The sequence below is a fragment of the Micromonospora sp. KC721 genome, assembly GCF_004348355.1.
Taxonomy (GTDB): Bacteria; Actinomycetota; Actinomycetes; order Mycobacteriales; family Micromonosporaceae; genus Micromonospora.
Window position 1 is genome coordinate 1 of record NZ_SMJY01000205.1, and the last position, 10,370, is coordinate 10,370.

9 protein-coding genes, 1 tRNA gene and 2 pseudogenes are annotated in these 10,370 nt (G+C 69.9%); 5 read left to right on the forward strand and 7 right to left on the reverse strand.

The window, feature by feature from the left end; translation table 11 throughout:
• Positions 1 to 185: 185 nt before the first annotated feature.
• A pseudogene (locus tag E1182_RS25685) lies at positions 186 to 581 on the forward strand (XRE family transcriptional regulator); the annotation flags it as partial.
• A 3-nt stretch (positions 582 to 584) separates the two neighbouring features.
• Here E1182_RS25685 and E1182_RS25690 read toward each other — a convergent pair.
• The gene (locus E1182_RS25690; RefSeq protein WP_132269917.1) at positions 585 to 1,151 is read right to left on the reverse strand and encodes an NUDIX hydrolase; all 567 of its coding nucleotides are present in this window, start codon (positions 1,149 to 1,151) and stop codon (positions 585 to 587) included.
• Between the two features lie 719 nt (positions 1,152 to 1,870).
• Here E1182_RS25690 and E1182_RS25695 point away from each other — a divergent pair.
• A complete protein-coding gene (locus E1182_RS25695) occupies positions 1,871 to 2,089 on the forward strand; it encodes a hypothetical protein (protein ID WP_132269920.1) in 219 nt (72 codons plus the stop codon).
• 57 nt (positions 2,090 to 2,146) lie between these two features.
• Positions 2,147 to 2,356, forward strand: a pseudogene (locus E1182_RS25700) (tyrosine-type recombinase/integrase); the annotation flags it as partial.
• A gap of 70 nt (positions 2,357 to 2,426) precedes the next feature.
• Here E1182_RS25700 and E1182_RS25705 read toward each other — a convergent pair.
• Together E1182_RS25705 and E1182_RS25710 are read right to left on the reverse strand one after the other, a co-directional pair.
• Positions 2,427 to 2,503 (reverse strand) — tRNA-Pro (locus E1182_RS25705).
• A gap of 109 nt (positions 2,504 to 2,612) precedes the next feature.
• Entirely contained in the window at positions 2,613 to 3,506 is an 894-nt protein-coding gene (locus tag E1182_RS25710) for a metallophosphoesterase (RefSeq protein WP_132269922.1), read from the reverse strand.
• A gap of 25 nt (positions 3,507 to 3,531) precedes the next feature.
• On the opposite strand from E1182_RS25710, the gene E1182_RS25715 reads away from it, so the two are divergent.
• Positions 3,532 to 3,987 carry a GatB/YqeY domain-containing protein gene (locus E1182_RS25715; protein WP_132269925.1) on the forward strand — a complete coding sequence of 152 codons (456 nt, stop codon included), beginning with the start codon at positions 3,532 to 3,534 and terminating at the stop codon, positions 3,985 to 3,987.
• 64 nt (positions 3,988 to 4,051) lie between these two features.
• Here the strand turns inward: E1182_RS25715 and E1182_RS25720 are convergent, their stop codons facing one another.
• A complete protein-coding gene (locus E1182_RS25720; protein ID WP_132269928.1) occupies positions 4,052 to 6,481 on the reverse strand; it encodes a transglycosylase domain-containing protein in 2,430 nt (809 codons plus the stop codon).
• A 404-nt stretch (positions 6,482 to 6,885) separates the two neighbouring features.
• On the opposite strand from E1182_RS25720, the gene E1182_RS25725 reads away from it, so the two are divergent.
• Positions 6,886 to 7,206, forward strand: a complete 321-nt coding sequence (locus E1182_RS25725) for a WhiB family transcriptional regulator (protein ID WP_132269931.1) — start codon at positions 6,886 to 6,888, stop codon at positions 7,204 to 7,206.
• Between the two features lie 10 nt (positions 7,207 to 7,216).
• Here E1182_RS25725 and E1182_RS25730 read toward each other — a convergent pair whose 3' ends face one another.
• The 3 genes from E1182_RS25730 to E1182_RS25740 are packed head-to-tail and all read right to left on the reverse strand — an operon-like array spanning position 7,217 to position 9,975.
• Positions 7,217 to 8,365, reverse strand: a complete 1,149-nt coding sequence (locus tag E1182_RS25730) for an ArsA-related P-loop ATPase (protein ID WP_207921518.1) — start codon at positions 8,363 to 8,365, stop codon at positions 7,217 to 7,219.
• Between the two features lie 54 nt (positions 8,366 to 8,419).
• The gene (locus E1182_RS25735; protein WP_132269937.1) at positions 8,420 to 9,397 is read right to left on the reverse strand and encodes an ArsA-related P-loop ATPase; all 978 of its coding nucleotides are present in this window, start codon (positions 9,395 to 9,397) and stop codon (positions 8,420 to 8,422) included.
• A gap of 26 nt (positions 9,398 to 9,423) precedes the next feature.
• Positions 9,424 to 9,975 (reverse strand): hypothetical protein, encoded by a 552-nt coding sequence (locus E1182_RS25740; RefSeq protein WP_132269939.1) that lies wholly within the window; start codon positions 9,973 to 9,975, stop codon positions 9,424 to 9,426.
• Positions 9,976 to 10,370: the final 395 nt, after the last annotated feature.

The following is a 10,370-nucleotide window of genomic DNA, read 5'->3' on the forward strand; positions in this document are numbered from 1 at the left end:
CCAAAAGCAGCAGGGCAGACCTGAGCCTCTACGCCGTCCTCCGCGACCTGCAGTACTTACTCGCGACCTGGCTCGGGTTCTGCCCCCTCTGCCGCCAACTCGTCCCAACCTAACAAAGCGCTACTAGGGCACCCGTCCCTGCCTTGCAAAGATCAAGGCTACTGTCCGCCGGCGTCGGTGACTGCGCCCTCGACCGGGCCGACCGCAGCACCGACCCGCAATGGCTCAGCTACTTCGACGAGGCATACCTGTCGGCCAAGTTCGGCCACTGCTTCCTCGCCCTCGGCCGCAACACCCACGCCGAACGCTTCGCCGCCCGATCCCTGCGCATGGACAACCGCTATGTACGCGGCAGAGTGTTCAACCTCGCCCTACTCGCCAGCGTCCACGCCCACCAGGGCGAACCCGACCGAGCCTGCGCCATCGGCGCGGAAGCCCTCACCCTGACCACCCAGCTACGCTCCGCCAGAGCCGTCCGCTACCTCCGCGACCTGCAAACCCAACTCGCCCCACACCGGCGACTACCCGCCGTCCGGCACTTCACCCGCCGCATCGACGCCACTCTCGGCCCACGACGCTGACCATCACAGCTCACCCCGGGCCTTACGCACCACCAACTCCAGCACCGCGATCACCGTGCCGGCACCGACGATCTCACCCCGGGACACCAGCCCGTACGCCTCATCGAGCGGAATCCAGGCGACCTGCTCAGCCTCGTTCACGTCCACGGGTGCGCCGATGTGCTCAGCCTGCCGGGCCAGGAACAGCAGATTCTCGGCGTCCGCAGTACCGACCCACGGCTGGAAGGACAGCAACGGCTCCACCCCCTGGGGCCGCCAGCCGGTCTCCTCCTCGACCTCCCGCACCGCACACTGCGCCGGGTGCTCCTCGTCGTCGACATAGCCGCCGGGCAGCTCCCACACCCACCGGTCGAACACGAAGCGGTGCCGCCGCATCAACAACAGGCGCTCTCGATCGTCGAGTACGGCGACCATGGCCGACCGGGGAGCCCGGATCACGTACTGCTCGAAGCGAACCCCGTCCGGCAACTCCACCTCGGCGATGCTGAGCCGCGCCCGCCTGGTGTCGTCCACGACCCGCTCCCCGTGGATGGTCCACCGGCTCAACTCCGTCGCCTGTTTCTCTGCCACCCGGCCAGTATCCGCGCCGAACCCCACCATGCGTCGTTGGTAACGCTTCCTGGGCGCACTGCTCGGGCCGCCGCCCAGACGACGAACACCCAACACCGACCCCCGTCGGGGGATGCGGACACAACTTGTCGGCTGCTGGCAGCTGGTGGCGGCCCGCGTCGGTGAACAGCTGCCGGGCGTAGTTGGTTCACATTCGGAGTCGACCCCCGTCGACGCTCGCGCTGCCTTCATGCTGCCTCGCCGCTGTCCGCCGTCTCGCTTACAAGTTCTAGGCGCTCCATCCAGCCCAGTACGCGCGCGTTTTCCGACCTCGGATGACGGTTCGTCGCGGTTCGGCTTTGCCCCGGCCTGTTTGACCCTGTTGCTGTCACCGCTGCTGTCCGCAGTGCAGAGCGACGGCACCGCTGACGCAGCGCCTACGATGTGCCGGTGGAGGGCTTTAAGGCGGTCGCACTGGTGCTCTGCGGCGCGCTGAGTTGTCTGTTCGTCTGCCTAATGCTGTGCGCCGTCGCTGCGGCATGGGCCGCTTGGCCCAGCCGTCGCCAGTGACCCGTGTCCCTATCCCATCACCAGCGAGGACAATGCTCGACGCCTGTTCGTAGCGCGTCTCGGGCTGCCATTGTTGGTCGCTGGTTGACGACGTTTCACGGTGTCTTGTGCCCTCTGTGTGCCCCGAATCCCGCGTGCTACCACCTCCGACGCCATTCGAGGTAACCCCGATGCGCTACGGCCGGGGCGTCTCCGCGCTGGACGTACAGCACCTCATTCTCGACCCACCACACGTCGCCAACGCGGAGGAAGACCGGAACCTCCAACCTCAGGGCAAGAAGACACCCGCCGGAGCTCCCGGGCAGCCCCTCCAGGTCGTCCACCAGGTCCGTTCGGCCTGCGGTGACGGGCTCGGTCATCACACCACCATTTTGCCGGCGTCCGTGTAGCCCGGCGACTCCTTGCCCCCCAGGCAACCAGCAACGCCACGTGAGCTGCTGCTCGTTCGCTGTGCACGAGCCGGGGTCCGGAAGATCACCGTGCACGACGCCCGGCGTACCTGCGCGACCCTGCTCGTCGACCTGGACGTGCACCCGCGCGTCATCATGCAGGTGCTCCGGCACGCCGAGGTGTCGGTCACGATGGAGATCTATTCGCAGGCGTCCTCGGACGCCACCCGCGACGCGCTCAAGCGCCTGGGGGAGAGCCTGCGATAGCCGGTGCTGTACTCCACTGCTGTACCAACGCACAGAGGGCACATCCATCTATCGGATGTGCCCTCTTACCTGGTCGGGGTGGCCGGATTCGAACCGACGACCTCTTCGTCCCGAACGAAGCGCGCTACCAAGCTGCGCCACACCCCGAGGCGTGCTGAGAAATAGTAGCCCACCCGTTCCGGTGGTCAAACTCGGTACCCCCTCCCGCCGCGCCGGCCCGCGGTTCGGTACGACGACGGCGTGGCGGGAGGGCAGGTCAGCGGGAGATGAGGGTGAGCATGCTCGCCTCCGGCGGGCAGGCGAACCGTACCGGGGCGGTGGGGTGGGTGCCCAGGCCGGCGGAGACGTGCAGCCAGGAGTCGGAGCCGGGCCAGCGGTGCAGGCCCTTGGCCATCGACCGGGGCAGCCCGCAGTTGGTCACCAGCGCGCCGTACCCGGGCACGCAGACCTGGCCGCCGTGGGTGTGCCCGGCGAGCAGCAGGCCGAAGCCGTCGGCGGCCATCTGGTCGAGCACGGCCGGTTCCGGGGAGTGGACGACCGCGACGGAGAGGTCGGCCGACGGGGAGACCGGGCCGGCGACGGCCGGGTAGTCGTCCCGCTCGACGTGCGGGTCGTCCACGCCGACCAGTTCGACCACCCGGCCGCCGGCCTTGATCGTGGTCCGGGCGTTGTTCAGGTCGGCCCAGCCGGCCCCGACCAGGACGTCGCGCAGTTCCTCGTACGGTAGGGCGGCGCCCTCGGTGTACTCGCGGTTGGGGAGGAAGTAGGTGAACGGGTTCTTCCAGACCGGGCCGGTGTAGTCGTTCGAGCCGAAGACGAACGCGCCGGGAACGCCGAACAGTGGTTGCAGCGCCCGCAGCACGCCCGGGACGGCCCCGGGGTCGGCCATGTTGTCCCCGGTGACCACCACCAGGTCGGGGTCGAGGGCGGCGAGCGACGCCACCCACTGCTGTTTGCGCCGCTGGTCCGGCATCATGTGCAGATCCGACAGGTGGAGCACCCGCAGCGGCTCCGCGTCGGTCGGCAGCACCGGCACGTCGTACCGGCGCAGGGTGAACATGTTGCGCTCGATGAGCGACGCGTACGCCAGGGTGGCCGCGCCCGCGGCGAAGGTCCCGGCGGCGAGCCGGAATAGTGTGCGCTTTCGCATGTCGTTCAGGGTAGTTTGACCGTCCATGAGCACGCTGAAGGACCGCCTCACCGACGACATGCGCGCCGCCCTGAAGGCGCGCGACGAGTTGACCACGTCCACGCTGCGGATGGCGCTCGCCGCCGTCGGGACCGCCGAGGTCGCCGGCAGGGCCAAGCGGGAGCTCACCGACGACGAGGTACTCGCGGTGCTGACCAAGGAGGCGAAGAAGCGGCGGGAGGCCGCCGCCGCCTTCGCCGACGCCGGCCGCGCCGAGCAGGCCGCCAAGGAGACCGCCGAGGGGGAGGTGCTGGAGCGTTACCTGCCGAAGCAGCTCTCTGACGACGAACTCGCCGAGCTGGTCGCCGGGGCGCTCGCCGCGGGCGGGTTCACCGGGAAGGCCCAGATGGGCCCGGCCATGAAGGCGGCCCAGGCCGCGGTGGCCGGCCAGGCCGAGGGGGGCCGGGTGGCCGCCGAGGTGCGCCGACAGCTCGGCCTCTGACCCTGGTACGCGCGACGGGCGGGCACCCTGCGAGGGTGCCCGCCCGTCGTTCGTCAGTGCGGCGTCAGCCGCGGGGTCGGGGCCCTCTGGGGGGCGGCAGGTTGCCTGGCCCACCGGGGCCGGCGGAGCTGCCGTCGGGCGTGCTGCCGCCACCGCTGCTGATCTCGATGGTGACCACGCCGCCCTTGATGGTGCGGCCGCTGGGGCTGGTGCCGGCCACCTGGCCGGCGGGGCACTCCGAGGGGACGCGGGTGTCGGAGACGACCACCTCGAAGCCGGCGCCCCTGATCCGGGACCGGGCGGTGTCCACCGACTCGCACTTCACGCCGGGGATGGACCGCTGGTCACCGTTTATGATCTTGCTGCCGGGCGGGGTGAAGTTGATCCGTTCCTTCCCCTTCATGGCGGCCTTCAGCGTGTTGTAGACGGCCGGGTTGATGCCCTGCGGGGTCTCGTCGTGCCCCATCTTCTGATTGGTCTGCGGCCAGTCCGGGTCGGCCATGATGCCGGCCACCGCGTACTGCTTGGTCATCGCGACCAGCGAGGAGGTCTTGTCGCTGTCGGTGGTGCCGGACTTGCCGGCCACCGGGGCGCCGACGATGCCGCGGACGTTGTTGGCGGTGGCGCCGGTGCAGCGCGAGGTGGACGACCGGTCACCGACCGGGCAGCGAGCGGCGTCCACCGCGGCGCGGGCCACCTCGGTGCTGACCCGTTGCTCGCACTTGGGGTTGGCGATGTCGAGCTTCTCGCCGTCCGGGTCCTTGATCTGCTGCACCGGGATCGGTTCGCAGTACTTGCCGTCGGCGGCGAGGGTGGCGTACGCGTTGGCCAACTCCAGCGGGGTGGTCTGCGACACGCCGAGGGTGAACGCGCCCCACTGGTTGGCGCCCCGCTCCAGCGTCAGGTCCTCCTGGGAGCGGAAGGTGATGCCGAGCTTCTTGGCGGCCTTGACCACGTTCTCGGCGCCGACCTGCTGTTGGAGGGAGACGAAGAAGGTGTTCACCGACCGGCCGAAGCCGCTCCACATGTTGTGCACGCCGGCCATGCTCTTGCTGGCGTTGCTCGGGCAGTAGAAGTTGGTGCCGGGGCAGGCCGCCGGGCCGGGCGCGATGATGTACTTCGACCGGAAGGTATCCGGCGAGTTGATCGTGTAGCTGAGCGGGACGCCCTTCTCCAGCGCCGCCACCACCGTGAAGATCTTGAAGGTCGAGCCGGCCTGGTAGCCGGTGATCCCCTGGCCGCCGGTGAGCAGCGGGTTCACCGTGTTCGGGTAGTTGCCCCGGATCTTCTTCTTGGCCTTCTTCGGGTCGCTCGACAACTTGTTCTGCGGCTTCTTCGGGTCGTCGAGCTTGAAGTTCCGGTTCACCGCGAGCGCCCGTACCCGGCCGGTGCCCGGCTCCACCACGGCCACCATGCGGGCGGCCTTGCTGTTCTCACTCAGGTGGTTGCGCACGGCCTTGTCGGCGCCGTCCTGCGCCTGCACGTCGAGCGTGGTGGTGATGGTGTAGCCGCCGCTCTTCAGCCGCCGTTCCCGGTCGTACGTGGTCGAGCCGAACGTCTCCTGCTGCATCCACCAGCGGTAGAAGTAGTCGCAGAAGAAGCCCCAGCCCTTCTTGTTGGTGGCCACGCAGCCGTTCGGGGTGCGCTTGTCCTTCACCACCATCGGCAGCGCCTTGGCGGCGTCCGCCTCCTGCTGGGTGATCGCGCCGATCTTGACCATGTTGTCGATGACGTAGTTGCGCCGCTCCAGCGCGCGCGGCTTGCCGCTGGCGGTGGTCGGGTCGTTCTGGGTCGGGGCCTTGACCATGCCGGCCAGCATCGCCGCCTCCTCCAGCTTGAGCTTGCTGGGCGGCTTGCCGAAGTAGACCTGGCTGGCGGCGAAGATGCCGTACGCGCCGTTTCCGAAGGCGGCGAGGTTGAGGTACCGGGTCAGGATCTCGTCCTTGGGGAACTCCTTGTCGACCTGCATGGCCAGCGACATCTCGCGCAACTTGCGGGTACCGGTGTCCTCGGTCGCGGCGACCACGTCCGCCGGGTGGCTCGCCGAGTACGCGATGGCCAGCCGGACGTACTGCATGGTCAGCGTCGAGGCGCCCTGCTGGGAGTTGGCGCCGGACTGGTTGTTGACGAAGGCGCGGGCGATGCCGGTGAGGTCGACGCCGTTGTGCTTGTAGAAGTCGTGGTCCTCGGCGGCGATGGTCGCCTGGCGCATGACCGGGGCGATGTCCTCGAACTTGACTTCCCGGCGGTTCTCGTCGTACATGCTCGCCAGCGGGGTCTTGCCGTCGGCGGCGAGCAGGTAGCTGATCTGCGGCGGGCGGGCGGCGTTGAACTCCTTCGGCAGCGCGCCGAAGGTCTCCGCGCCGGCCTTCGCGGCCAGTCCGGACATCGCCACCGCAGGGAAGGCCGCCGCCGCGACCACCACACCGGCCAAGAGGCCACAGACGAGTAGCGATGCGGCGTTGGTAAAGACATTGTGGTCACGTTTCCGCATCCAGGTCACCTCGACAGGGTACGCGAGTAGGGAACGAGGGCCGCCGGGGCGTTCTTTCCCCATTTCCTGCGCGCGCGACCCTCGTTGTGCTAAACGCACGACCCCCGGTTCGTGGTTGCGAGTGACCCGGCGTGAGTCTCCACCCGATCGGTGGAGTGGCGCAGCGTTTTCACGTACTTCGGCGGGGTAAGCGGCGAGCGAAGGCCCGGGAAGCCGGGAGTGTCCGGAATGATGGATTTTGCCGACAACGTTGCGTAATCAGGCGACTACAGAGCATGATGGTGGCGGCGACCTGGCCACACGTCGTCCGTGCCTCCTTGGGGAAGGAACGGGCCGGACGACCGGGGGGAGAACGACGGCTGGTCGCACGAGTCGGTAGGTACTGCAAGGGGGGACGTGTACACATGGGCATGATCGCTGACTGGCCGTCACTGGCGGCGTGTCAGAACGGGGACCCGGACGCGTTGTTCGTACAGGGCGCCGAACAGAACGTGGCGAAAAGGATCTGCCGGAGCTGCCCAGTTCGGTACGAGTGCCTGGCCGACGCGCTCGACAACCGGATCGAGTTCGGGGTGTGGGGTGGCATGACCGAACGCGAACGCCGGGCGTTGCTCCGCCGTCACCCCCAGGTGACGAGCTGGCGCAAGATGTTCGAGGCCGCGATGAAGAAGAACGCCAAGGACAAGTCCGGCAAAGACAAGATCCTGGTGACCGCCGCGAACTGACCGCCGTGCCTCACGGCCGGCTGATCGCCGCGCCGATCGTCCGCAGCCCGTCGACGTCGTGCACGTCGGCGGGCTGCGCGGTAACCGACACCGCCGGAACCAACGGGAACGCCTCGCTGAACCGGGCCGCCACCTGTCGCTCGCGTACCGCCTGCCGGGCCAGTGCCGCGTGCGCGCGCAGCACGTCGACGGTCACCTCGTGGCCACCCAACTCCACCAGCCGCTCCGCCGCCGCCAGACTCGCCGCCGCGTCCAACTCCACCACCGGCCGGTGCACCCGGTTGAGGACCAGGCCGGCCAGCGGCATCCGCTCCTCACGCAGCCGCCCCGCGAAGTAGGCCGCCTCCCGGACCGCGTCCGACTCCGGCGCCGCGACCAGCAGGAACGCCGTCTCCCGGGCCTGCAGGATGCGGTACGTCTGCTCGGCCCGCTGCCGGAACCCGCCGAACATCGAGTCCAGCGCGGCCACGAAGCCGGACAGGTCGGTGAGCAGTTGGGCACCGAGCACCTTCTGCACCACCTTGGAGAACATCCCGAAGCCGGCGGTGACGAAGGTGAACATGCTCCGCCCGCCGGTGCGGGCCGGCGCGAGCAGCAGCCGCAGCATCCGGCCGTCGAGGAAACGGGAGAGCCGGGCCGGGGCGTCCAGGAAATCCAGCGCGGAGCGGGACGGCGGGGTGTCCACCACGATCAGGTCCCACTCGCCACGGGCGTGCAACTGACCCAGCTTCTCCATCGCCATGTATTCCTGCGTGCCGGCGAAGGTGGAACTCATCGCCTGGTAGAAGGGGTTGGCGAAAATCTCCGCCGCCTTCGCCGGATCGGTGTGCTGAAGCACCACGTCGTCGAACGTGCGCTTCATGTCCAGCATCATCGCGTGCAGTTCGCCGCCGCTGGCCTCGACGTCGATCCCCTTGACCTGGCGGGGGGTGTTGTCCAGCTCGGTCAGGCCGAGCGACTGGGCCAGCCGGCGTGCCGGGTCGATGGTGAGCACCACCGTACGCCGGCCGTGCTGTTCGGCCGCCCGCAGCGCGAGCGCCGCCGCCGTCGTGGTCTTACCCACGCCACCGGCGCCGCAGCACACGACGATCCGTACACCGGGGTCGGCGAGGATCTGGTCGACGTCCAGCCGTGGCGCCGCGTCTTCGGAAGGCACCAATCGAGCGTATCGGGCCGCTGCCGGCCGTGCGCCGGAGCCGACGGCAGGTGTGAGTCAATCGGCCCGGCCGAGCACCTCGGCGAGCGTCACCAACCCGGCCCGGTCCACCCCGTCGGGCAGCAACGGCAGCTCGACCATGGGCAGCCCCAGCTCCACCAGATCGGCCCGGAGCGAATCCTCCAGCTCGCGGCGGACCTGCTGGTCCCGCGCCTCGTCGGCCAGTCCGGTCACCGTCGCCCGGTCGACGGGCAACCCGGCGGCGAGCAGCCCGCGCCGCAGCTCCGCCGCGGTGACCTCCCGACCCACCGGCAGCGGCGGCCGGGTGCTGTTGACGATCACCCGCCCCACCGGGAAACCGAGCTGGGTCAGCTCGCCGATCGCGTCGACGGTCTCCTGGACCGGCATCTCCTCCAGCAGCGTCACCACGTGCACCGCGGTCATCGGGGAGCGCAGCAGCGCGGCGACCCCCTCGCTCTGGGTCTTGATCGGGCCGACCTTCGCCAGCCGGGCGGTCTCCGCCGTGACGTTGAGGAAGCGGCCGATCCGCCCGGTGGGCGGGGCGTCCAGCACCACCGCGTCGTACGTGCGCCGCTGGCCGCTGGTGCGCGTGGTCGCCTCCTTCACCTTGCCGGTGAGCAGCACGTCCCGCAGGCCGGGGGCGATGGTGGTGGCGAAGTCGATCGCGCCGAGCTTGCGCAGCGCCCGCCCGGCCGCCCCGAGCCGGTAGAACATGTCGAGGTACTCGAGCAGCGCCTCCTCGGCGTCCACCGCCAGGGCGCGCACCTCGCCACCGCCGGGCGCGTCGGTCAGGTGCCGCTCCTCGTACGGCAGGGGGTCGGTCCCGAAAAGTTGGGCGATGCCCTGCCGCCCCTCCACCTCGACCAGCAGGGTGCGCCGGCCGTCGGCGGCCAGGGCCAGCGCCAGGGCCGCCGCCACGCTCGTCTTGCCGGTGCCACCCTTGCCGGTCACCACGTGCAGACGCGACGGCCATCCGGCACCGGCCGGCTGCGCCGGGGACTCAGCTGCTCGCACCGGTCGAGCCTATCCACCCGGCGGCGTCAGGCCACCTCGCAGACCCACCAGCCCCTCTCCCGTACGACGGTGAAGCGCAGCGCCTGCTCGGCGATCTTCTCGTCGGCGGTGGTCATGACGACCCGCGCGCTGACCGTGGCCCGGTCCCCGGTCTGGTTGTCCACCCGCGGGGTGGCCCACCGGAAGCGCGGGTTGGGGTTCCCCGCGGCGTACTTGTCGACCTCGGCGACCTTGGCGGCGATCTTCTGCTGGTCCCGCGAGGCCGCGCAGACGAAACCGGCCGCCTTCTGCGCGTCCCGTTCCTGGTAGACGGCGCTGAGGAAGTTGTCCACCGCCACCGACGGTTCCGCCGCGCCGGAACCGTCCTCGCGGTCGCGCAGGGTCAGGTAGGCCGCCGTGCCGCCGGCACAGAGCAGGAGCGCCGCGGCGATCGCGAGTGAGACGGCGAGACGACTCCGCCTCGGTTTCCCCGCCGCCGGACGGTGGGCCGGGTAGGAAGCCGTCGCACCAGGCAAGGCCGGGCCGGAGGACGGGGAGTCGAACGGTCCGGTCACACCGCCGGTCGGTGGTCGGTTCATGTGCCCCCCCGGGGAAGGGCGCCCTCGCCTCCCCGGGCGCGGACGCGGGTTCGGGTACGCCGGGCGAACCCTCTTCGCCCGTTCGTGGCAGAAGGGTAGCGGTCGACGGGGTCGGCTGTTACGTGTCACGCACGATGTGCCGATTCGGCGCGATCGTCTTCCGGACCAGCCTTGTGTCACATATGTGACTTGGCGTGGCCAGGCGTGCGCGTCCCGTTGTGGCGCATCGGCGGCGGTCCTACTTTCGTCCCGGTACGGGGGACGGGGCGGACAGGGGGTCCGGCCCGGATGGTCATCAGATCACGTACGAGCCCGGAGGCAGTGCATGCGCGACGCGGACAACATCGCTCGAGCCCAGTTCCCGCCGGGGGGCCGGGCGGGGCGGCTCGGTGGCC

What these genes read in the sequence shown, in the direction of transcription:
- E1182_RS25695 (WP_132269920.1), top strand. Translation starts at nt 1,871, where the DNA reads ATGCGCTACGGCCGGGGCGTCTCCGCGCTGGACGTACAGCACCTCATT.
- E1182_RS25710 (WP_132269922.1), bottom strand. Translation starts at nt 3,506, where the DNA reads ATGCGAAAGCGCACACTATTCCGGCTCGCCGCCGGGACCTTCGCCGCG.
- E1182_RS25715 (WP_132269925.1), top strand. Translation starts at nt 3,532, where the DNA reads ATGAGCACGCTGAAGGACCGCCTCACCGACGACATGCGCGCCGCCCTG.
- E1182_RS25720 (WP_132269928.1), bottom strand. Translation starts at nt 6,481, where the DNA reads ATGCGGAAACGTGACCACAATGTCTTTACCAACGCCGCATCGCTACTC.
- E1182_RS25725 (WP_132269931.1), top strand. Translation starts at nt 6,886, where the DNA reads ATGGGCATGATCGCTGACTGGCCGTCACTGGCGGCGTGTCAGAACGGG.
- E1182_RS25740 (WP_132269939.1), bottom strand. Translation starts at nt 9,975, where the DNA reads ATGAACCGACCACCGACCGGCGGTGTGACCGGACCGTTCGACTCCCCG.